The organism is Pseudomonas kairouanensis (genome assembly GCF_004682055.1).
Classification (GTDB): Bacteria; Pseudomonadota; Gammaproteobacteria; order Pseudomonadales; family Pseudomonadaceae; genus Aquipseudomonas; species Aquipseudomonas kairouanensis.
The window spans coordinates 1-21,601 of record NZ_QUZU01000021.1 but is presented as its reverse complement, the minus strand read 5'-3'; the positions used below and the strand labels follow the sequence as shown (position 1 = coordinate 21,601).

The following is a 21,601-nucleotide window of genomic DNA, read 5'->3' as shown; positions in this document are numbered from 1 at the left end:
ACCGAGTTCCAGCATGAGAATGCGGTCAAAATGTGGGAGCGGGCTTGCTCGCGAAAGCGGTCTAACAGCCACCCCATTACCCAAGGTAATCGAGAACCCCATGCCCCAACCGCGTCCCTACAAAGTTGCACTCAACGGCTACGGCCGCATTGGTCGTTGCGTCTTGCGTGCTCTGTTCGAGCGAGGGGCGGCAGCCGGGTTTGAAATTGTTGCGATCAACGATCTGGCCGACATGGCCAGCATTGAATACCTGACACGCTTTGACTCCACCCACGGCCGGTTCCCTGGCGAAGTGCGGGTCGAAGACGACTGTCTGCATATTAATGGCAACTGCGTGCAGGTGTTGCGCAGTGCCACCCCCGAAGGCATCGACTGGAAGGCACTGGGCGTTGACCTGGTGTTGGAATGTTCCGGTGTCTATCACACCCGTGCCGATGGCCAGCGTTTCCTCGACGCCGGCGCGCCGCGTGTGCTGTTTTCCCAGCCGATGGCCAGCGAGGCGGATGTGGACGCCACCATCGTCTACGGCATCAACCAGGATTGCCTGACCGGTGCTGAGTTGCTGGTGTCCAACGCCTCCTGCACCACCAACTGCAGCGTGCCGCTGTTGCGCCTGCTGGATCAGGCGATTGGCCTGGATTACGTGTCGATCACCACCATCCACTCGGCGATGAACGATCAGCCGGTGATCGATGCCTACCATCACGAAGACCTGCGCCGTACACGCTCGGCGTTTCAGTCCGTGATTCCGGTGTCCACAGGCTTGGCGCGCGGTATCGAGCGACTGCTGCCGGAACTTGCCGGGCGAATCCAGGCCAAAGCCGTACGGGTACCGACGGTGAACGTGTCTTGCCTGGACATCACCATGCAAACCGTCAGCGACACCGATGCGGTGGAGGTCAACCGGATTTTGCGCGACGCCGCCACCAGCGGGCCGCTCAAAGGTTTGCTGGCTTACACCGAGTTGCCCCACGCCAGTTGTGATTTCAATCATGACCCGCATTCGGCGATTGTCGATGCCAGCCAGACCCGCGTTTCCGGCCCACGGCTGGTGAACATCCTGGCCTGGTTCGACAACGAATGGGGTTTTGCCAACCGCATGCTGGATGTTGCGGAACATTATCTGCACATCGCCTCTAAACAACCTCAACAGTAATTCAGGAACTGCGACCCATGACCGTGTTGAAGATGACCGACCTCGATCTGCAAGGTAAGCGCGTACTGATCCGCGAAGACCTCAACGTCCCAGTCAAGGACGGTGTTGTCACCAGCGATGCGCGAATCCTGGCCTCGCTGCCGACCATCAAGCTGGCCCTGGAAAAAGGCGCGGCCGTGATGGTCTGCTCCCACTTGGGTCGCCCGACCGAAGGTGAGTTCTCCGCCGAAAACAGCCTCAAGCCGGTGGCCGATTACCTCAGCAAAGCCTTGGGCCGCGACGTGCCGCTGGTGGCTGACTACCTGGCTGGCGTTGACGTAAAGGCCGGCGATATCGTGCTGTTCGAAAACGTGCGCTTCAACAAAGGCGAGAAAAAGAACAGTGACGAACTGGCCCAGCAATACGCCGCGCTGTGCGACGTGTTCGTGATGGACGCATTCGGCACCGCCCACCGCGCCGAAGGTTCCACCCACGGCGTGGCCAAGTTCGCCAAGGTCGCCGCTGCCGGCCCACTGCTGGCCGCTGAACTGGATGCACTGGGCAAGGCCCTGGGCGCTCCGGCCCAGCCGATGGCCGCTATCGTTGCTGGTTCCAAGGTTTCGACCAAGCTGGATGTACTCAACAGCCTGAGTCAGATCTGCAACCAACTGATCGTCGGCGGCGGCATCGCCAACACCTTCTTGGCCGCAGCCGGTCACCCGGTGGGCAAGTCCCTCTACGAGCCGGACCTGCTGGACACCGCCCGTGCCATCGCTGCCAAAGTCAGCGTGCCATTGCCGGTTGACGTAGTGGTTGCCAAGGAATTCGCCGAGAGCGCCGAAGCCACCGTCAAGCTGATCGCTGACGTGGCCGACGACGACATGATCCTGGACATTGGCCCGCAAACTGCAGCCAACTTCGCCGAACTGCTGAAAGCCTCCCAGACCATCCTGTGGAACGGCCCGGTCGGCGTGTTCGAGTTCGATCAGTTCGGCAACGGCACCAAAGTGCTGGCCAAGGCTATTGCTGAAAGCTCGGCCTTCTCCATTGCTGGTGGCGGCGACACTCTGGCCGCCATCGATAAATATGGCGTTGCTGACCAGATCTCCTACATTTCTACCGGTGGTGGCGCGTTCCTCGAATTCGTCGAAGGCAAAGTGTTGCCAGCCGTGGAAGTGCTGGAAACCCGAGCCAAAGGCTAAGGCGCGTGATCCGGAAAAGGAGTATTCCCATGATCAAGTCGTTGGCACTGGTGATCGCAGCGGGCCTGCTGGCCGGCTGCGGCAGCACGCCCAATACGGCGCCGGAGGCTGGGAAACCGACCGCTGCGCCGCTGAAAAAAAGCTGCTACCAGGCCGACTGGCAAGCCGAGACCATGCCGGTGATCAACAAGCGCATCGGCAACGAACGGCTGGAGAAATACGACTCAGCGCCCAACGGTCAGGAACAGGGTTGTCCTTGACGGGTCTGATCAACTGGCGGCCGTGGGTCGCCTCACGAGGATTGGCAATGAAAGGCGTTTTCGCCCTGGCAGCCCTGGCCCTGTTGGCCGGTTGCAGCAGCATGGACATGTTCAGCAGCAAGGCCGCGCCTGCGGACACTTGGACCACCTGGACCTGCGACAGCAAGGCCGAGGTCAACTGGCGCTTTGCCAACCAGGCTAAATCTGAGGTGGATGTGCGCCTCGGCGGCTCCGACCAGGTGTATCGCCTTAAACAGGATGTCGCCGCCTCGGGTGTGCTGTACGCCAACGACCAATTGGCGTTTCACACAAAAGGTGAGGAAGGCCTGGTTTACTGGGTGGCCACCGATGATTTGATCGGCCGCGGCTGCAAAGCCCAATAGAAAGAACACGATCTCAAGCGAGATGAGATCCAAATGAGGGAGGGGGCTTGCTCCCGATAGCGGTTTGTCAGACACCTGTGTGCTGGCTGATCCACTGTCATCGGGAGCAAGCCCCCTCCCACAGTAAATCCGGTTCCAAAGTGACATCAGTTGCGAGCCGGACGCTGCAATAACGATTCAGCAGGCCAGGTATTAAAGCCTGACCGGCAATAACTTGAATAGCAGCCGCCGCTACGGCAGGCTTGCACGATTAACGACCCTCGACCGGGAGAGACAACACAATGGCACTTATCAGCATGCGTCAAATGCTGGACCACGCAGCCGAGTTCGGCTACGGCGTCCCAGCCTTTAACGTCAACAACCTTGAGCAGATGCGCGCCATCATGGAAGCCGCTGACAAGACCGACTCCCCCGTGATCGTCCAGGCTTCGGCCGGTGCCCGCAAATACGCCGGCGCCCCGTTCCTGCGTCACCTGATCCTCGCGGCAATCGAAGAATTCCCGCACATCCCGGTGTGCATGCACCAGGACCACGGCACCAGCCCTGACGTGTGCCAGCGCTCCATCCAACTGGGCTTCAGCTCGGTGATGATGGACGGCTCCCTGGGCGAAGACGGCAAGACCCCAACCGACTACGAGTACAACGTACGTGTGACCCAACAAACCGTCGCCCTGGCCCACGCCTGCGGCGTATCGGTTGAAGGCGAGCTGGGCTGCCTGGGTTCCCTGGAAACCGGCATGGCCGGTGAAGAAGACGGCATCGGCGCCGAAGGCGTGCTGGATCACAGCCAAATGCTGACCGACCCGGAAGAAGCCGCCGACTTCGTGAAAAAAACCCAGGTGGACGCCCTGGCCATCGCCATCGGCACCAGCCACGGCGCCTACAAGTTCACCAAGCCACCTACCGGCGACGTGCTGGCCATCGACCGCATCAAGGAAATCCACAAACGCATCCCCAACACCCACCTGGTGATGCACGGTTCTTCCTCGGTACCGCAAGAGTGGCTGGCGATCATCAACCAGCACGGCGGCGACATCAAAGAAACCTACGGCGTACCGGTTGAAGAAATCGTCGAAGGCATCAAGCACGGCGTGCGCAAGGTCAACATCGACACCGACCTGCGTCTGGCGTCCACCGGTGCAATGCGTCGCCTGATGGCCACCAACCCGAGCGAGTTCGACCCGCGTAAGTTCTTTGGCGCGACCGTGACGGCCATGCGTGATGTGTGTATTGCTCGTTATGAAGCGTTCGGTACTGCCGGTAATGGTTCGAAGATCAAGCCGATCTCGTTGGAAGCGATGTATCAGCGTTATTTGAAAGGTGAGTTGAACGCTAAGGTCAACTAAGTCCTCAAGCGTTTAAAAGAAGCCCGCAGTGATGCGGGCTTTTTTGTGGCTAGAATTTGATTGGAAGGCGTTTTTCTTAGTGACCAATGATTCTGATTTTTCCAGCAGCTGCACTAATTTATGGGCTTGCGCTCTTGCTTTTTATTCGAGTAACAATAGATCGCAATTGACATTGACGCCGTTAAAAATGCCATGCAAGCAGCCACAATGAAAGGTGCTGGGCGACCGCTTGCAGCTATTAGCACGGCTCCTAAAGAGGGTCCTGCAATGACGCATAAAATTTGGATGCTTCTGAAAGACATCGATACCCTTCCGATATGCTCGGGAGGGCATAGCTGTTGAAGAATTATACTTGAGGAAATTATTAATATCTCATAGCCGAATCCATTCATGAACCACACTGCCGCATAGAGAGGGGTTCTTCCTGGTATTTTGACGACTGCTAATGCCGCAGTCAGAGCTAATGCAATAGCGAAAATAACTAACGCATTTGATCGAAGAAGAATCTCATCAATATTCTCAAGTTTAAATTTTGTCAGCAGTGCTGCACATATAGCGCCCCCGGCAGTTGCGGAGACAATTGTTGAAAAGATAACCGGGGATAAACCTTCATGAGCTAGAAAGGATGCTAAGTGCGGATCGTAAATTGCTAACGCCAGCGAAGTTAGTAGGGAGTACAAAAAGCCAATGCGCAGTTGAAAGGGTAAAGCATTAAATATAGACATTCCTCTGGTTAAGTCGCGATACAATTCAAGGATTCTTGTGTATGAGTCATTGATTGGCATCTGGATGGATAGGCAAAGTGATCTTAGAAGTGGAAGAGTAAAAAGAACTGCTGCGGCTGATAAAAAAAATAACGCCTTAGGTGATAATATCGCTGTTAGAGTTCCGGCAAGCAACGGCGCGAAAATTTTTGCGGATTGATCATATAGGCTGACATAGCTGAAAAAAGCTTTCCGATCCTCAGCCATAATTAATTGTCGAACCACAATGGTTATCGAGGGGGAGTAAAATAAATTCGATACGCCTTTCAAAATAACAAAGAATAAAAAAAACTGAAGGTCCGGAGAAATTGCGAGCGCTGCAGTAGATGAAACGCGAATTAAGGCGCCAAATGCTAGTGTTTTTCTAACGTCGTGCCGATCTATTAGCGCTCCTACGATAGGCCCTAGAAACAACATTGGAACGCCTAAGCAAAAGGCCAATAAAGCCATCTGTGAAGGAGATGCATGCCATAGGTATACGGGTACCGTGAAGATCAAAAATATATCAAGCCATAGTGAAAGGCTGGAGAGCGCTTGTACGCAAATGAGTTTACTTGGTGTCTTCATTGTGCTGATCTGATTTTAAAAAAAGCGTGTCTTCGATTACGAAACCGTCAAGCCCATGCTCATTGGCAAATCGAAAAAGGTCACTTAATCTGTTTATAAAGCCGCGGCCGTGAAAATTTAAGGAGGTGTTGCAAAGCACGCTAATACCTGAAACATTGCGATAGGCACTTAGCAGTTGATGCATGCGAGGGTTCTGAAGCGCATTGACTGATTGAGGGCGCGCCGAGTTATCAACGTGTGTTACCGCAGGTATTTTGGTTGATATTACTTTCCGAAATTCCAGCATGTAGGGCGAGGGCGTAGGCGGGTAGAAGTATTCGCCCATACATTCTTCCAAACATATAGGAGCAATAGGTCGAAACCCTTCGCGCTTCTTAATAATGTTTAATTTTGTGAGGTTTTCTCTAGGATAGGGCGCTGCTAATATCGAGCGATTTCCTAGGGCTCTAGGCCCCATTTCATATCTGCCTTGCATCCAGCCCAATACATAACCGTCATGAAGCAATCGTGCTACGTGTTGCGGATCATAGGGCTCACTTACGAACGTACCTGTGTTGTCTGAGTCAACACGTGATGGCTCTCCGACATAAGGTGACCAAGTGATCTTGGCAAGCCCCTTGGTGTGCAATAGCGCATCAATCGCAGTTCCAATTGCAGAACCACTGTCGTTTGTACACGGAGGGATAAAGACATCAGAGAAAATCTTTGTTTCTTTCCATTTTGAGTTCCAGTCACAGTTTAACCCGCATCCACCAACAATTAACAATGGCGCGTCATCAAAAACCACTTGTTGTGCAAAATCACGAAACAGATTGAAAATTGCGATTGAAAAATGATAGGCGAGTGATGCAAAGCGGGGGTCGTCAAGTCCTATGTTGTAATATAGACTGTTTTTAAGTTGGCTTTTGTGAAGCGTTCTAAAGTCCATGTTTTTATCGAGTAGTGTTGATATTATTTTTTTGGCATCCTCATCAATATCACTGTTTTCTCCATAAGCAGCGAGTGCCATGAGTTTGCCCGCATCGCTTAAGCGAATTTGCCCTGCGCCAAAATTAAAAGTTGGATCTGCGAGCGCATATAAAAAAGCAAATCTATCTCCGGGGTTTTTAATTACCGTTCCTAAGTTTGTAATGTCTACGTTTTCGTCGATTCTATAGAAAGCTCCGAAATAGCCTTCCCAAAGTAATGCGTAGCAAGGCTTTCCCTGTGGGAATGGTGAGAGCCCATACCCACATAAAAGGTGTGACCGCTCGTGAGAGGAGGAGAAGTAAGTAACGTCGTGGCCAAGTATCGAACGCTTCTGATAAATAATCTTCTTCAGTCCAGAATAACCAGCACCAATAGCATCACTTTCTGAGCTAAATGCTTTATTCCACCCACTCTGAGCTACTATGTCTACGGGTTTACTGATCATGTGGGAGATTTTCAACAGGGCGTCAGGTGTAACGCTTGAAAATCGAAGGCCATTGTCCTTTTCCGCTTCTACAGAAAATTCCAAGTGGTTACCAATAATTAGAGCTATTGCCCCGTCATGTCCATCCTTAAGGCCAAGAATTACAATTTCATCATTTTCCAAGTTGGCCATGTTCAGTCCTCTCATCAGACTCCATCTAGTAGTTCCCTAACTTCTTTGGTGTACGAGCTGCCAGTTCCGTGTCCTGCACCCACCAAAAAAATGACCTGCTCCGAGGGAAGGTTCACCTCTAGGAGTTCGTTTATCTCTTTGTCATGAAAGTATCCGGTCAACCAGGGGTGTAAACCGAGCGCCGTGATTAATAAGTTTGCAGTTTGTGATAAGTGTCCAACGTCCAGCAACATTGGGCGATATGCACGAGAATGGGGGTACTTCCACCAAAGTTTATCAAAGCGAGAGGTGAAAAAAATAGCGAATGCCAAGTTGTTTGCCCAGTGCTGGCCGCATAAATAAGTGGATATTACCTCTGACGGAAGGTCGCGTACCTTCTCGAGAGTGTGCTGCTCACTTATATAATGATAAATGCCGGGCGCCAGGTCCTCGACATTTCTCACCCATACATAACCCTCCGTCGCCTGTAAACCTCCGGCTGAAGGCGACGTCCTCCTGAAGCCAAATTTTTGAGCTCCAACCGGAGCGTCGTACTCGGTTTCTTTTTTATCCGCTAATGTTCCATACAGTATGGTCGCGAGTGACAATATTGATACTGACTTGTCAAAGAAATCTCGGCAAGTATGACGAGCTAAGAGTGTTTCCCAGAGGCTCGATTTTTGAATGGCTGAAATGTTCGGAGGCGGTAGTAACGTTCTCTCCCCACCTTTTACTAAAGAGATTTCTGGTTCGCTCTTGTGAATTGACTTACAAAAGTCCAAGTAGTTTTTAGCGTATTCAATGTACATCTCAGGGTTGTCTGGTGTGGGCGAGCATGGATGAGATGTCCCAACATGAAATATTTTTGATAGCACGTCCCAACCCCATTCATCGGTTGGTTTAACTTCTAATAGTATTCCGGATGCATCTATGGATATGTCATCGGGTGTATCCGTTACAATGTCGCCTGCTGAAAAACTTACTAGTCGCTCAAATTCGTCAACGCTGATTTGGTATTGGACGTGATTTCTATAGTCCCACAAGTAAGCCGTGCCCTCTTTAAATACAAGAAATACGTCGTTCGAGAGCCATTTCGTTTTTGCAGTAAGCATAGCCGCCAGACCATCCTTTGGTGAGGTTGATTTTTAGTGGCTGCCTGAGCCGAAGCTCAGGCGGTACATCATTGTTTAATTCCTAGCTTTCTACTCTCAGAAGTATCAGTATTGATACTACTATCACCATAGTTTGGAGTGAATTTATAGCGGGGTACAGTCACCGTCTTGATTGAGAAGTGAGGTGTCTGGTACGCATCGTTTGATTGGTTGTTGAGCGTAGGTTCTATAGTCACACGTTTCATATATACTTCCTCTGGATTTTTGGCTTCGCAGGTTTGCGATGCACTTCAACCGTATGAGGGGCTAATATGATTGTCAATTTGAATTTCTTGTAGTGTGTGGTTTTTAGTTTATTATTTTCGTGAGTTTTTATTTGTGGCTGTCGGGCTATTTCAGATGAATTTTCCTACATTCCGCTCCATTGTTGATTTTTAAAGCGATTAACTCATACGCAGTGCTGTAATATTTTGTTGCATAGAAGCTGAAGGCTCAGTTGCCGTTACTGTACAAGTGTTTTTCTTCGTTGGTGGAGTGTGTTCTCAACCTGAAGAGGTTATTCGCAGCCCTCAAACATTGAGTGTGCAAGGTCTACATTGATAACAGACCTGCTTCTGGCTTCCACTGAGACGACAATGACGGCGATGAGTGTATCGCTCGCTATGAGGCCTTCGATAATGGTTGGAAGATCAAGGCGATCTCCTTAAAGCGATGTTTCAGCGTTATTTGAAAGGTGAGTTGAACGCTAAGGTCAACGAAGTCCTCAGGCGTTTAAAGAAGCCCGCAGTGATGCGGGCTTTTTTGCGGCTTCGATTTGGTTACGCGGCGCGGGGAGTATCGAAGCCACGGTGCTCAATGACGCGGAACACATCACTGACGTCCTGCACCAGAATACGTGCCGTATTGCTCACGTTGTTCAGGTCGCGTTCGCCAAAGTCCGGCAGGCTGGAACAGGCCATCAGGTTGAGGTGTTCTAGGGCGGCGTTGAGGCGTTCGCGCAGGCAGGCGTGGAGGTCGGGCAGTGGGGCGCCGAAGCGCTCATCGTTGTATTCATGATGCTTGGTTACAGACGTATCGTTAGGGCTGCGAAACCCTATCGCCGTTCAATGCCGGCGACGGGGCGAACTATAAGCGTGGCCCTGGTTCACCGCAACGGCCCTGTAGGACACAGAACCCCTGTGGGAGCCGGGCAAGCCCGGCTCCCACAGGGATCATTGGCGTGTTCAAAAAGGTGATGGGTCTCTGGCTCGTTAGGACAAGGCCTACACGATAGTGAGCGTTGCTCAGTCGTGATCAATATCCAAATTCGCAAACGTCACCCTTGCCCCCTCCTTGCTATTGCCACTGTTGTCCTGCACATAGGCCCCCGCCTTGAAATACAGCGGCTTGGCCCCCCACGCCGCGCCGATGCGTTCGTTCCACTCGCCATCCGCCGCATACACACTGAGCAACCCGGCCTTGTTCAGGTTGATCACATAGGTAAAGCTCTTCTCCAGCGGTACATTGGACGCGACGATCACCACGCGGCTTTCTTCCTCATCCGGGCGCATGCGCACCTTGGCGACGATGTTGCCGGTCTGGGTCTTTTCCTTGAATTGGTACTCCAGTTTGATCATCGGTTTCTGGCTGTCATAGGCATGAATTTGCCCGATCACGATCTTGCCGGAGGAGGGCACTTGGTTGACGGCCAGGGTGGCGCGCAGGAAGTTGTCCGCGTCGGGGTACGTCCAATTGCGCAACCGCCCATCGGCGTAGGTTTCGCGCAATTCGCTACGGGGGTAGATGGCATTTTCGGTGCGGGTGCCGGTCACCGGCGTCCAGAACTGCACGTTGCTGCCTTCGGCCTGGAAATATTGATCGTTGAAACCGCTCATCAGCTTGGGTGTGTCGATGGTCGCGGGCGGGGAGCCGACGGGAATGCTCAGGTTCCAGGTGGAAAGGTCGATCATGGCATGTGCCTTTTACAGAAGGTGAAGGCTTTGGCCCGTGGGCCAGACAGGTTCTTTATAGGGGGTGTTAACCGTCTTGTTAAATATTTGCTGGCAATTTATTGGCGCCAAAGGAATGCCAAAAAGCCATGTTTCCCATGAACCGTGGGCTGTAGGCACTGACCGTTAGTCGGCTTCCTGAAATTTGGCGCAATGATGGCACCGACGTTACTTCTGATTTTCCGGAACCGGGGCTAGAGTGAGGCCTCAGGGTTTGTCCGGGTTTTCTGTCAGAATTGACCGGAGTGACTCCCAAGGAAGAGACGTAGCATGGAATGCGCTCCACACCCCGGCGATGGCAGTTCGGTTCTTCTGGTGGTCGATGACTACCCGGAAAACCTCGTCAGCATGCGTGCACTTTTACAGCGGGAAGACTGGCAGGTGGTCACCGCTGGCTCCGGCCTGGAAGCGCTTGAGTTGTTGTTGGTACATGAAGTCGACCTGGTGCTGCTGGACGTGAAGATGCCCGGCATGGATGGCTTTGAAGTGGCGCGCCTGATGCGCGGCAGCCAGCGCACGCGGATGACGCCGATCATCTTCCTCAGTGCCAACGCCCAATCCCCCGCCGCCGTGCTGGAAGGCTATGCCAGCGGCGCTATCGATTACCTGTTCAAACCGTTTGACCCACACATTCTCAAGCCCAAGGTCCAAGCGTTGCTGGAGCACCAGCGTAACCGCCGGGCCTTGCAACGCCTGAGCCACGACCTGGAATCGGCACGCGCCTTCAATGCCTCGGTACTGGACAACGCTGCCGAGGGTATCCTGGTGGTGGGCGAGGAGGGTGTGATCGAGTACGCCAACCCGGCGATCTCACGCTTGCTCAATGCCACGATGGATGAGCTGCAGGGTCAGGAATTTCTCGCCTTCCTGCAAAAACCCCATGTACCCGCCTGGCTCGACTCGCAGATGCACGCCGGCTACCGCAAGGGTGAAACCTGGCGCCTGCATGACGCGATCCTGCGCACCGGCCGTGGTCAGCAGGTGCCGGTGGCCTTGTCCTGTGCGCCGCTGCCAGCCGAGCAGAAGGCCATGGTGGTGACCGTGCTGGATATGTCCGAGGTGCGCCACCTGCACCAGCAGCTGGAATTCCAGGCAGTGACCGATCCGCTCACCGGGCTGCTGAACCGACGCGGCTTCTACCAGGCAGTGGAAAACACTTTGCTGCGCGGGGAGCGGGGCGAGCAGTCATTAGTGTTGCTTTATCTGGACCTGGATGGCTTCAAGCGGGTCAACGACTCTTTGGGACATGACGCCGGGGACCGCGTGCTGCGCTGGGTCTCGGAGCAATTGCAGGGGTGTCTGCGTTCCTACGACATTCTCGGACGCATGGGCGGGGATGAATTTACCGCACTGCTTGAGCTGGAGTTCCCTGAGCAGGCCGCGAAAATTGCGGAAAAACTGATCGAACGGGTGTCGATCTGCCAACAGGTAGAAGGCCTGGATGTGATGCTCGGTGTCAGCATCGGCATCGCCACCTTCCCGGATTGCGGCTCGGACTTGAATGGCCTGCTGCGGGCGGCCGATATCGCCATGTACGAAGCCAAGCGCGCAGGGCGTCAGCAGTATCGCTTTTACGACCAGGAAATGAACGGCCGCGCCCGCTCTCGGCTGATGCTGGAGGACAGCGTACGCACGGCCATTGAAAACAAGGATTTCACCCTGGTGTATCAACCCCAGGTATCGCTGGTGGACGGCCGCCTGCGCGGTGTCGAAGCGTTGTTGCGTTGGCAGCACCCCAGTGTGGGGGATGTGCCGCCCGGGCTGTTTTTGCCCTTGTTGGAAGAGGCGCGCCTGATCAGTCAACTGAGCGCCTGGATTTACCAGCAGGTCGCCGCCCAGCGCCAGGCCTGGCAGGCCACGTTCGATGATGAACTGGTGCTGAGCGTGAGTCTGTCCAGCAACCAGTTCAACATGCCCAACCTCGCCAACCAACTGCAGCAGGTGCTTGAGCGACATGGGTTGCAGGGGCGACAACTGGAAGTGGAGATCAGCGAAGACAGCTTGATGAGCAACCTGGAGGAGTCCACCAAGCAGCTCAAGTTGCTGCGCCAGATCGGGGTGCGTATCGCCCTGGATGACTTTGGTTCGGGCAACTGCTCCCTGTCCCATTTGCGCGACCTGGGGTTCGATACCCTCAAGCTGGACCCTCAACTGGTGGCGCGCCTGCCCGCGTCGGCACGGGATGCGGCGATGGCGCGCAGCATTATCGAACTGTGCGGGCATTTTGATGTGCTGGTGGTGGCTGAAGGCGTGGACACTCACGAGCAAGCCCAGTGGCTCAAGGCCAATGGTTGCCCCTACATCCAGGGTTCATGGGCGGCGCAGCCGTTGATGGCCGACGAAGTCGCTGGCTGGTCGCACCCTCGGTTGCGCTGAATTCGCTACACTGGCGCCCATTCGACCCCAGTTGCAGACCCATGACCGCGCTGAAATACCTCCAGGCCTACCCCGCCGCCCTTCAAGAGCAAGTGCGCCAACTGATCGCCAAGGACCAGTTGGGCACCTACCTGGAACAACGCTACCCCGAGCGCCATGCCGTGCAGAGCGACAAGGCGCTGTACGCCTACGCCCTGGCCTTGAAGCAGGAGCACCTGCGCAACGCGCCGGCCATCGACAAAGTGCTGTTCGACAATCGCCTGGACCTCACCCACCGCGCCCTGGGCCTGCACACCACCATTTCGCGGGTGCAGGGTGGCAACCTCAAGGCCAAGAAAGAGATTCGCATCGCCGCGTTGTTCAAGGAGGCCGCCCCGGAGTTCCTGCGCATGATCGTGGTACACGAACTGGCGCACTTCAAGGAATCGGACCACAACAAGGCGTTCTACAAACTCTGTGACTACATGATGCCGGGCTACCATCAGGTGGAATTCGACCTGAGGGTGTACCTCACGTATCGCGACCTGCAGGGCAAACCCTGACCGCACAAGGCGATTGACCATGGAAGTGAGCAAGACCAAGAGCAGTTTCTACCGCCGCCTGTACGTGGCGTATCTGATCGACAGCGGGCTGGCCAGCAGTGTGCCGGCGCTGACCGACGTGACCGGCATGCCTCGGCGTACGGCGCAGGACACCCTTGCGGCGTTGGCTGACCTGGATATTGTGTGTGAGTTCGAGCAGGAAGACGGTGCGCGCAACCATGCGGGGCATTATCGGATTCGCAGTTGGGGGGCGATTGATCGGGGGTGGATTGAGTTGAACCTGGCTTCGGTGAAGCAGGTGTTGGGGTATCCCTGAAGTTTTGTGGTGAAGGGTCTGACGCCTTCGCGAGCAAGCCCGCTCCCACATTCGACCGCATTCCAACTGATGTACGCGGTTAGATGTGGGAGCGGGCTTGCTCGCGAAGAGGGACTTACAGGCGCCGCATACCTATGTGCGGAATATCATCCTCAAGGTATTCCTCACCCGCCACCACAAACCCATACCGCCCGTAATACCCCTGCAGATGCGCCTGGGCTGACAGAAATATCGGCGTCTCCGGCCAGATTTCCTCAATTTGGCGCAGGGTCTCTTCCATCATCCGATGCCCCAGCCCGGTGCCCCGCGCCACCGGCGCCACGATCACGCGGCCGACCACCACATCACCGCCCTGGGACTCCGGGTCCAGCAGGCGCAAGTAGGCCACCAGCTCATCTCCCTGCCAGGCCATCAGGTGGTGGGTATCACCCTCCAGGTCCTGCCCGTCGATGTCCTGGTACACACACTTCTGCTCAACCACGAACACCTCGCCGCGCAGGCGCAGGATGGCGTACAGCTGCTCCTTGCCCAGGTCGGTGTGATGTTTGCAGACCCATTCGACTGTCATGGTGCGATCTCTTGTAAGTGTCTGTTCTGGATAGTAAGCGCAGCAGCCGATTGTGTCTAAATCGGCGATTTTTGTGAGTGAAATCAATTCGCCATCATTGAGTGCATTCGCCGGCCGTTTCTTTGTGTAATCTTCGGCTACTGTTAGATCCTCAGTGCCCGCCAAGGATATTAAGCATGCCGCGATTTTCTCGTGCCGTTGCTTTGATTGGAGTGTTGCTGCTGTCCCAGCCAGTGTTCGCCCAGCGCTTGCGCCTGGTGGCGGATGCCTGGCCACCGTTTACCGACGCCACCTTGATTAACGGTGGCTTGGCGACTGATATCGTCAGCACCGCCCTGGCCCGCGCGGGCTATGCCAGTGATTTTGAACAGGTGCCTTGGGCCAGGGCATTGATGGGCGTGGGCGACGGCCGTTATGACGTGCTGGTCAACGCCTGGTATGACGATGCCCGCACGCAGTTGGGGCAGTTCTCCGGCGAGTACCTGCTTAATCGCGTGCGCTTCATGAAGCATCGCGACGACCCGATCGACTTCCAGAACCTTGAGCAATTGCACGCCTACCCCGTCGCGGTGGTACGCGGTTATGCCTATTCGGCGGCGTTCGATCAGGATGCGCAGTTGCAGAAAGTCCCGGTGCACAGCTTTGCCATGGCGGTGCGCATGCTGGCGGCGCAGCGGGTGCGGCTGACGGTGGAGGATGAGTACGTGGCGCGCTATTACCTGTCGCGTGAATCGCCCAAGGTGCGCAATGCGGTGGAGTTTTTACCCAGGCCGTTGAGCGAGAACAGCCTGCATATCCTGGTGAGCCTCAAGAATCCGCAGCATGAGCAGATCGTGGCTGGATTTGATCGGGAGATTGCCAGGATGAAGGCGGATGGGAGTTATGCACGGTTGATGAAACAGCATGGGATGTAGGAGCGAGCTTGCTCGCGAAAAACCCGAGAGCACCGCGTTAAACCAGATGCGCTGCGTCATCGTTGACGACCTTCGCGAGCAAGCTCGCTCCTACACTTCTTTGATCAGATGCGCGGCCAGAGTCCGCAACGGCCCCAACTGCCGACAAATCAACGCCAACTGCGTCTGCACCAACCTTTGCCCTTCATCAATCTCATCCGGCATCTGCTCCAACTCCGCCGCCAGCGCTTCCTCGGCATCACTCTGAATCGCAATCGGCTGTTTGTTTGCCAGCCCCGTGGCGATTTCATCGATGCTCGCCGCCAAGGTATTCCCCGCGCCCTCGATCAGGTGTTCACGTACCTCAGCTGGCAACTGAGTCTCGCGGTGCGCCCCCAACCCCGACAAATAGCTGAGCAAGGTGTGGGACAACACCAGGAAGCGGAAGCCCACATCGGCCTCCTTACGAAAGTGCCCCGGCTCCATCAGCATATTCGCCAAGGTGGTCGACAGCGCCGCATCGGCGTTGTGCGCATTGCGCCGCGCCAGGCGGTAGGCCAGGTCGTCGCTCTTGCCTGCCGCGTATTGCTGCATGATCTGGCGCAGGTAGATGCTGTTGCAGGTCAGGGTGTTGGCCAGCACTTTGTTCAGGCGTCGGCCTTGCCAGTCCGGCAAGAACAGGAACACCGCCAGGCCGGCGATCAGGCTGCCGAGCAAGGTGTCGAACAGGCGTGGCAGGAACAGCCCGTAGCCATCGCCCACCTGGTTGAAGCAGAACAGCACCATCAGCGTGATGGCGGCCGTGGCCAGGGTGTAGCGGGTGGTGCGGTTGATAAAGAACACCATGCCGGCGGCGATGGCGAACATCGACTGCACCAAGGGGCTTGGGAACAGATCGAACAAGGCCCAGGCCACAGTAAGCCCGATGGCGGTGCCGATGATCCGTTGGCCGAGCTTGCGTCGTGTGGCCCCGTAGTTCGGCTGGCACACGAATAGGGTGGTGAGGATGATCCAATAGCCCTGGGACGCGTGGATCGCATGCAACATGCCGTAGCCGACAGTCAGCGCCAGGGACAGACGCAGCGCATGGCGAAACAGCAAAGAGGTCGGCGTCATCTGCGTGCGCAGGCGCGTCCACATTTCCTTGAGGTTGCGCGGGGCGCGGTCCAGCAGGTTGCTGTCGGTGGCGTCGGCCAGGCTGTCGGGGTTGCTGGCGTCGCCCAGCAGGCGGTCCAGCGTGGACAGGTTGGCCGCCAGCGCGCGCAGCGAACGCAGCAGCCCGCGCCACGCCGGGTTGCTCTGGATGCGCAGGTGTTCCAGGGACGCGTTCAGGTCGCCCAGGGCTTCGGCAAAGCTGTCGTCATAGATGAACGGCTGGCGCAGCTGGATCGACTCGGCCAGGGCCTGGCAGGCCTTGCCTTGCTGGCGCAGCAGGCGCTGGCAGCGGAACAGCACGTCGCTGTGGAAGAAGGCTTCGGCCAGGGCGTTGTAAGGGTAGTGCGACGAGCTGGCGCGTTCGTGGATGTCTTGCGCGAGGAAGTACAGCTTCAGGTAGCGGCTGACCTTGGACCCTGGTCGGCCATTGCCCACGCGGTGCAGGATGATTTCCTTCGCGGCGTTCAGCGCAGCCACCACCCGGCCGTTTTGCTGGGCCAGTTCCAGGCGGCGCGTCTCCACATCCAACTGCCGGATCGGCTCGAACAGGGAAGATTTGAGCTTGAGGTAACGCCCCAGTTCGCGGAACAACCGCGCCAGGCTTTGCTGCACCGGCTGGTTGGAAAACAGCGCCTGCCACAGCACCGACAACGCACCGTACCAGGCGGCACCGGCCACCAGCAGCAGCGGTTCGTGCCAGAAATCGCTGACCGCGCCGCCGCGCTGGTCCACGCCGATCATGGTGTACACCGACAAAATCAGCGTCGCCGACGCAATCGCGCCATACCGTTCACCCAAGGCGCCGAGCATGGTCAGGCAAAAGGTGGCCAGGGCCAGGGAGATCGCAAAGATCCAGGGGTAAGGGAACAACAACTCCACCGACAGCGCGGCGATGCTGAAACACACCAGCGTCACGGCCAGGGCGTTGAGGCGGCCTTGCCAGCTGTCATCGGTCTCGGCCAGGGCGCTGGCGATAATCCCCAGGAACAACGGGATCAGCAGCGTCATTTCATCCTGGTACCAGCACAGCGCCATGCTGCCGGTAAGGGCGATGAACACCCGAATGCTGTAGCTGAATTTATCCAGCGCCCAGAGGCGACGCAGGGACTGCTTGAACGAGGTCGATGACATGAAGGCGGGAGTCTTCCGGGACGATGCCGTTAAGTTGGCGCATCAGTGACGCCACGGCAAGGGTCGCGATCACATCTGCTGGCAAATTATTCCCAAGCACACCACAAAACCAATGTGGGAGCGGGCTTGCTCGCGAAGGCGGTGTGTCAGTCAGCACATCTGATACTGATAAGCCGCATTCGCGAGCAAGCCCGCTCCCACATTTTTTTACCGTGTTGTGTCAGGCAAATTGCGCAGCGGCGTAGCCCGAAGCCCACGCCCACTGGAAGTTGAAACCGCCCAGGTGACCGGTCACATCCAGCACTTCACCGATAAAGTACAACCCAGGGCTCTTCAGCGACTCCATGGTCTTGGACGACACTTCCCGGGTATCCACCCCACCCAACGTCACCTCGGCCGTGCGATACCCCTCGGTCCCGGCCGGCACCAACTGCCAATTACCAAGTTTCTGCGCGATATCGGCAATTTCCGCATGGGTGTACTGCTTCATCGGCTTGGACACAAACCAGGTTTCCGCCAGCAGGTTGGCCATCTTCTTGGTGAAAATCTCCCCCAGCAGAGTCTTGAGCTCGCTGTTTGGACGCTCGGCCTGTTGCTGTTGCAGCCAGCTGTGGGCGTCATGGTCGGGCAGCAGGTTGATCTGCACCGTGTCGCCGGATTCCCAGTACGAAGAAATCTGCAGAACCGCCGGGCCGCTCAGGCCGCGGTGGGTAAACAGGATGTTCTCGCGAAAGCTTTGGTCGTTGCAGCTGACCAGGCAGTCCACCGAGGTGCCGGACAGCTCGCCGCACAAGTCCTTGAGCTGGTCGGTGATGGTGAACGGCACCAACCCGGCGCGGGTCGGCAGCAGTTCGTGGCCGAATTGCTTGGCCACCTGGTAACCAAAACCGGTGGCGCCCAGTGTTGGAATCGACAGGCCGCCGGTGGCGATCACCAGGGATTCGCAGCGCAGCTCACCCAAGGTGGTCTGCAACTGATAGCCGCCGTCGACTTTGGCGATCTCCTGGATCGACGTGTCCAGGTGCAGGCTCACGCCGGTCTGGATGCACTCGTCGAGCAGCATGCCGAGGATGTCGCTGGACTTGTTGTCGCAGAACAGCTGGCCGAGTTTCTTCTCGTGGTACGGCACGCCGTGCTTGGCCACCAGCCCGATAAAGTCCCACTGGGTATAGCGGGCCAGGGCCGACTTGCAGAAGTGCGCGTTGTGGGACAGGAAGTTGGCAGGCTCGGTGTACATATTGGTGAAGTTGCAGCGGCCACCGCCGGACATGAGGATCTTCTTGCCGGCCTTGTTGGCGTGGTCGATCAACATCACCTTGCGCCCACGCCCGGCGGCGGTCAGTGCGCACATCAAGCCTGCGGCGCCGGCGCCAATGATCACAACTTCGGTCGAGCGCACAGCAAAGTCCTCATACAAATTCTAATTTGAAATACAGTCAAATGTGGGAGGGGGCTTGCCCCCGATAGCAGTGTGTCAGTCAGTACATCTTTACCTGAAAGACCGCTATCGGGAGCAAGCCCCCTCCCACATTTTGATCTCCACCTGGTAGGGGGGATTTTTTACAGAATCCGCACGCGCAACGACCGGCCTTTAATCTTGCCGTCATTCAAACGCTGCAACGCCTGCTTGGCGATGCCGCGCTCAACCGCCACAAACGCCTGGAAGTCAAAGATCGCGATCTTGCCCACCTGGGCGCCCGGAATCCCGGCTTCACCAGTCAATGCACCGAGGATGTCGCCCGGACGCACCTTGTCTTTACGGCCAGCAGCAATGCACAGGGTGCTCATCTGCGGCAGCAACGGACCACCGCTTTGGGGCTTGAGGTTGTCCAGTTGATCCCAGTTCAGCGGGGTCTTTTGCAACTGCTCGATGGCCTGGGCGCGGTGCGCTTCGGACGGGGCAACCAGGCTGATCGCAATGCCGGTTTCGCCGGCACGACCGGTACGGCCCACGCGGTGGATGTGGATTTCCGAGTCGCGGGCCAGTTCGACGTTGATCACCATGTCCAGCGAGTCGATGTCCAGGCCACGGGCGGCAACGTCAGTGGCTACCAGCACCGAAGTGCTGCGGTTGGCGAACATCGCCAGTACCTGGTCGCGGTCGCGCTGTTCCAGGTCACCATGCAGGCCCACGGCCGAGATGCCCTTGGCCGTCAGGTGGTCGACGGTTTCCTGCACTTGCTGCTTGGTAAAGCAGAACGCCACGCAAGAGGCCGGGCGGAAGTGCGCGAGCACCTTGGTTACTGCGTCCATGCGTTCTTCCGGCGAGATCTCGAAGAAACGCTGTTCGATCTGGTCGTCGGAGTGGAACGCCTCGGCCTTTACTTGCTGCGGCGCACGCATGAACTTGGACGCCAGCTGCTTGATGCTCACCGGGTAGGTGGCCGAGAACAGCAGGGTCTGGCGACGCGGTGGGGTCTTGCTGATGATGTCTTCGATGGCGTCGTAGAAGCCCATGTCGAGCATGCGGTCGGCTTCGTCGAGGATCAGCGTGTTCAAGCCGTCCAATACCAGCGAGCCCTTGCGCAGGTGCTGCTGGATACGGCCCGGCGTGCCGACGATCACATGGGCGCCGTGTTCCAGGGAGGCGATCTGCGGGCCTAGGGACACGCCGCCGCACAGGGTCAACACCTTGATGTTGTCTTCGGCACGGGCCAGACGACGGATTTCCTTGGCGACCTGGTCGGCCAGCTCACGGGTCGGGCACATCACCAGGGCCTGGCAGCCGAAGTAACGCGGGTTGATCGGGTTCAACAGGCCGATGCCGAACGCAGCGGTCTTGCCGCTGCCGGTCTTGGCCTGGGCAATCAGGTCCAGCCCCTTGAGGATCACCGGCAAGCTCTGCGCCTGGATCTGCGTCATCTCGACATAACCCAGCGAGTCGAGGTTAGCCAGCATGGCGGCGGACAGGGGCAAAGTATTAAAAGCGGTGGCGATGGTAGTCACGGGACTGGCTCTGCAAAACAAAATGTTGCGCAGTGTACCAGCCCCGCAGGATTTTCCCTGCAAGTTCTAGACGGGAAGCCTACTTAGTGTTCGATGTCGTGCTCGCGGCTGACCACGCGTTTGCCGTCTTTTGGCGACAATTGCAGGAAGATCGCCGCCGCCAGCATGGCCATGATGCCCACGGTGAGGAACGTCAACTGGAAGGCGCCGAGTACGGTGCTTACGCCGTCGTTGCCGGTTTCAGCGGTAAACCCGCCTAGCAACGCACCGGCGCAGGCCACCCCAAGGCTCAGGGACAATTGCGCCACCACCGAGAGCAAACTGTTGCCGCTGCTGGCTTGGGCGTCATCGAGATCAATCAGGGTCACGGTGTTCATCGCGGTAAATTGCAGCGAGTTGATCGCCCCCAGCACCGCCAGCATGCCCAGCAAAAGCGGGTAGGGCGTCTGCTCGCTGACCAGGCCCATGCTCGCCAACATGATGCCCAGCGCCAGGGTGTTGCCAGTGAGGACGATGCGGTAGCCCAAACGCTCGATCAACGGCCGGGCGATGGACTTGGCAAACATCGCCGCCGCCGCCAGGGGCAGCATGCTCATCCCGGCTTGCGAGGGGGAATACCCCAACGCTACCTGCAACAGCAGTGGCACCAGGAACGGCAGCGCGCCGCTGCCAAGGCGTGCAAACAGGTTGCCCAGGATGCCCACCGCAAAAGTGCGGGTCTTGAACAGCACCGGCGAGAACAGCGCATTGTCGATATGCCCGGCCCGCAGCCAATACGCCGCCAGGCACGCCAGCCCGCCAAACAACAGCAACATCACCCGCAGGTGCGGCAGGTGCAGTTCGCCCAGGCCTTCCATAGCAATGGTGATCAGCACCATCGCCGCGCCAAACAGCAAGAAGCCGACGCTATCAAACCGTGTGCGCTCGCTGCCGCGCAGGTCGGGGATGAGTTTCCACACGGCGTAGCAACCGACCATGCCCACCGGCAGGTTGATCAAAAAGATCCAGTGCCAGGTCAGGTATTGCACCATCCAGCCACCCATGGTCGGGCCGAGCAACGGGCCGAGCAGGCCGGGGATGGTGATGAAGCCCATGATCCGCACCAGCTCGGAGCGGGGGTAAGCGCGCAGCACCACCAGTCGCCCCACCGGCAGCATCAGCGCGCCGCCCAAGCCCTGGATCACCCGTGCGCCCACCAGCATGGTCAAGGTGCTGGAGAGGGCGCACAGCAGCGAGCCGATGCTGAACAGCATGATCGCGCCAAAGAAGATTTTCTTGGTGCCGAAGCGGTCGGCAATCCAGCCCGAGGCCGGGATCAGCAAGGCCACGGTGAGCATGTAGGCGATCACCACC

Annotated in this window: 19 protein-coding genes; 9 read left to right on the top strand and 10 right to left on the bottom strand. The window is 57.0% G+C overall.

The annotated features are described in order from the left end of the window. Window positions 1–100: 100 nt before the first annotated feature. The 5 genes from epd to fba all read left to right on the top strand — a co-directional run bounded on the left by epd (window position 101) and on the right by fba (window position 4,326). Window positions 101–1,156, top strand: a complete 1,056-nt coding sequence (gene epd / locus DYL59_RS17255) for an erythrose-4-phosphate dehydrogenase (protein WP_135290229.1) — start codon at window positions 101–103, stop codon at window positions 1,154–1,156. Between the two features lie 17 nt (window positions 1,157–1,173). Further along, window positions 1,174–2,337 (top strand): phosphoglycerate kinase, encoded by a 1,164-nt coding sequence (locus DYL59_RS17250; protein WP_135290228.1) that lies wholly within the window; start codon window positions 1,174–1,176, stop codon window positions 2,335–2,337. Window positions 2,338–2,366: 29 nt separating this feature from the next. After that, window positions 2,367–2,597 (top strand): hypothetical protein, encoded by a 231-nt coding sequence (locus DYL59_RS17245; RefSeq protein WP_135290227.1) that lies wholly within the window; start codon window positions 2,367–2,369, stop codon window positions 2,595–2,597. Window positions 2,598–2,644: 47 nt separating this feature from the next. Beyond that, window positions 2,645–2,980, top strand: a complete 336-nt coding sequence (locus tag DYL59_RS17240) for an MliC family protein (protein ID WP_135290226.1) — start codon at window positions 2,645–2,647, stop codon at window positions 2,978–2,980. A 281-nt stretch (window positions 2,981–3,261) separates the two neighbouring features. After that, complete coding sequence (gene fba, locus DYL59_RS17235; protein ID WP_135290225.1) at window positions 3,262–4,326, top strand: class II fructose-bisphosphate aldolase; 1,065 nt, start codon at window positions 3,262–3,264, stop codon at window positions 4,324–4,326. A 113-nt stretch (window positions 4,327–4,439) separates the two neighbouring features. On the opposite strand, the gene DYL59_RS17230 is transcribed toward fba, so the two are convergent. The 5 genes from DYL59_RS17230 to DYL59_RS17210 all read right to left on the bottom strand — a co-directional run bounded on the left by DYL59_RS17230 (window position 4,440) and on the right by DYL59_RS17210 (window position 10,282). Continuing rightward, window positions 4,440–5,657 carry an MFS transporter gene (locus DYL59_RS17230; protein WP_135290224.1) on the bottom strand — a complete coding sequence of 406 codons (1,218 nt, stop codon included), beginning with the start codon at window positions 5,655–5,657 and terminating at the stop codon, window positions 4,440–4,442. Beyond that, entirely contained in the window at window positions 5,641–7,242 is a 1,602-nt protein-coding gene (locus tag DYL59_RS17225) for a carbamoyltransferase C-terminal domain-containing protein (protein WP_202877201.1), read from the bottom strand. Before DYL59_RS17225 ends, DYL59_RS17230 begins: the two co-directional genes overlap by 17 nt. 14 nt (window positions 7,243–7,256) lie before the next feature. Beyond that, a complete protein-coding gene (locus DYL59_RS17220) occupies window positions 7,257–8,333 on the bottom strand; it encodes a SagB family peptide dehydrogenase (protein ID WP_135290223.1) in 1,077 nt (358 codons plus the stop codon). An 818-nt stretch (window positions 8,334–9,151) separates the two neighbouring features. Then, on the bottom strand, window positions 9,152–9,355 hold the full coding sequence (locus DYL59_RS17215) for a fructose-bisphosphate aldolase (RefSeq protein WP_135290222.1): 204 nt from the start codon (window positions 9,353–9,355) through the stop codon (window positions 9,152–9,154). Between the two features lie 261 nt (window positions 9,356–9,616). Beyond that, window positions 9,617–10,282, bottom strand: coding sequence for a polysaccharide lyase family 7 protein (locus DYL59_RS17210; RefSeq protein WP_135290221.1), 666 nt, complete (start codon window positions 10,280–10,282; stop codon window positions 9,617–9,619). A 309-nt stretch (window positions 10,283–10,591) separates the two neighbouring features. On the opposite strand from DYL59_RS17210, the gene DYL59_RS17205 reads away from it, so the two are divergent. From DYL59_RS17205 to DYL59_RS17195, 3 genes are read left to right on the top strand one after another with little or no spacing between them, the layout of a single operon-like run. Continuing rightward, window positions 10,592–12,697: a putative bifunctional diguanylate cyclase/phosphodiesterase gene (locus DYL59_RS17205; RefSeq protein ID WP_135290220.1), complete on the top strand. Its 2,106-nt coding sequence runs from the start codon at window positions 10,592–10,594 to the stop codon at window positions 12,695–12,697. A gap of 41 nt (window positions 12,698–12,738) precedes the next feature. Next, on the top strand, window positions 12,739–13,239 hold the full coding sequence (locus tag DYL59_RS17200; RefSeq protein WP_135290219.1) for a M48 metallopeptidase family protein: 501 nt from the start codon (window positions 12,739–12,741) through the stop codon (window positions 13,237–13,239). Window positions 13,240–13,258: 19 nt separating this feature from the next. Further along, window positions 13,259–13,555, top strand: a complete 297-nt coding sequence (locus DYL59_RS17195) for a winged helix-turn-helix domain-containing protein (RefSeq protein WP_135290218.1) — start codon at window positions 13,259–13,261, stop codon at window positions 13,553–13,555. A 115-nt stretch (window positions 13,556–13,670) separates the two neighbouring features. On the opposite strand, the gene DYL59_RS17190 is transcribed toward DYL59_RS17195, so the two are convergent. After that, window positions 13,671–14,123, bottom strand: coding sequence for a GNAT family N-acetyltransferase (locus DYL59_RS17190; RefSeq protein ID WP_135290217.1), 453 nt, complete (start codon window positions 14,121–14,123; stop codon window positions 13,671–13,673). Window positions 14,124–14,299: 176 nt separating this feature from the next. Here DYL59_RS17190 and DYL59_RS17185 point away from each other — a divergent pair, with 176 nt between their 5' ends. Further along, window positions 14,300–15,037: a substrate-binding periplasmic protein gene (locus DYL59_RS17185; RefSeq protein ID WP_135290216.1), complete on the top strand. Its 738-nt coding sequence runs from the start codon at window positions 14,300–14,302 to the stop codon at window positions 15,035–15,037. Window positions 15,038–15,127: 90 nt separating this feature from the next. On the opposite strand, the gene yccS is transcribed toward DYL59_RS17185, so the two are convergent. The 4 genes from yccS to DYL59_RS17160 all read right to left on the bottom strand — a co-directional run. Continuing rightward, the gene (gene yccS / locus DYL59_RS17180; protein ID WP_135290215.1) at window positions 15,128–17,302 is read right to left on the bottom strand and encodes a YccS family putative transporter; all 2,175 of its coding nucleotides are present in this window, start codon (window positions 17,300–17,302) and stop codon (window positions 15,128–15,130) included. Between the two features lie 220 nt (window positions 17,303–17,522). Further along, complete coding sequence (locus tag DYL59_RS17170; protein WP_135290213.1) at window positions 17,523–18,701, bottom strand: BaiN/RdsA family NAD(P)/FAD-dependent oxidoreductase; 1,179 nt, start codon at window positions 18,699–18,701, stop codon at window positions 17,523–17,525. Between the two features lie 161 nt (window positions 18,702–18,862). Continuing rightward, window positions 18,863–20,200, bottom strand: a complete 1,338-nt coding sequence (gene dbpA / locus DYL59_RS17165; RefSeq protein WP_238340707.1) for an ATP-dependent RNA helicase DbpA — start codon at window positions 20,198–20,200, stop codon at window positions 18,863–18,865. 131 nt (window positions 20,201–20,331) lie between these two features. Next, the coding region (locus DYL59_RS17160; protein ID WP_135290211.1) for an MFS transporter at window positions 20,332–21,601 on the bottom strand (1,270 nt) is incomplete at its 5' end.

Coding starts and splice junctions, on each gene's coding strand:
- DYL59_RS17205 (WP_135290220.1), top strand. CDS start 10,592: ATGGAATGCGCTCCACACCCCGGCGATGGCAGTTCGGTTCTTCTGGTG.
- DYL59_RS17185 (WP_135290216.1), top strand. CDS start 14,300: ATGCCGCGATTTTCTCGTGCCGTTGCTTTGATTGGAGTGTTGCTGCTG.
- DYL59_RS17190 (WP_135290217.1), bottom strand. CDS start 14,123: ATGACAGTCGAATGGGTCTGCAAACATCACACCGACCTGGGCAAGGAG.
- dbpA (WP_238340707.1), bottom strand. CDS start 20,200: ATGCTGGCTAACCTCGACTCGCTGGGTTATGTCGAGATGACGCAGATC.
- DYL59_RS17250 (WP_135290228.1), top strand. CDS start 1,174: ATGACCGTGTTGAAGATGACCGACCTCGATCTGCAAGGTAAGCGCGTA.
- DYL59_RS17210 (WP_135290221.1), bottom strand. CDS start 10,282: ATGATCGACCTTTCCACCTGGAACCTGAGCATTCCCGTCGGCTCCCCG.
- DYL59_RS17195 (WP_135290218.1), top strand. CDS start 13,259: ATGGAAGTGAGCAAGACCAAGAGCAGTTTCTACCGCCGCCTGTACGTG.
- DYL59_RS17220 (WP_135290223.1), bottom strand. CDS start 8,333: ATGCTTACTGCAAAAACGAAATGGCTCTCGAACGACGTATTTCTTGTA.
- DYL59_RS17200 (WP_135290219.1), top strand. CDS start 12,739: ATGACCGCGCTGAAATACCTCCAGGCCTACCCCGCCGCCCTTCAAGAG.
- fba (WP_135290225.1), top strand. CDS start 3,262: ATGGCACTTATCAGCATGCGTCAAATGCTGGACCACGCAGCCGAGTTC.
- DYL59_RS17225 (WP_202877201.1), bottom strand. CDS start 7,242: ATGGCCAACTTGGAAAATGATGAAATTGTAATTCTTGGCCTTAAGGAT.
- epd (WP_135290229.1), top strand. CDS start 101: ATGCCCCAACCGCGTCCCTACAAAGTTGCACTCAACGGCTACGGCCGC.
- yccS (WP_135290215.1), bottom strand. CDS start 17,302: ATGTCATCGACCTCGTTCAAGCAGTCCCTGCGTCGCCTCTGGGCGCTG.
- DYL59_RS17230 (WP_135290224.1), bottom strand. CDS start 5,657: ATGAAGACACCAAGTAAACTCATTTGCGTACAAGCGCTCTCCAGCCTT.
- DYL59_RS17240 (WP_135290226.1), top strand. CDS start 2,645: ATGAAAGGCGTTTTCGCCCTGGCAGCCCTGGCCCTGTTGGCCGGTTGC.
- DYL59_RS17245 (WP_135290227.1), top strand. CDS start 2,367: ATGATCAAGTCGTTGGCACTGGTGATCGCAGCGGGCCTGCTGGCCGGC.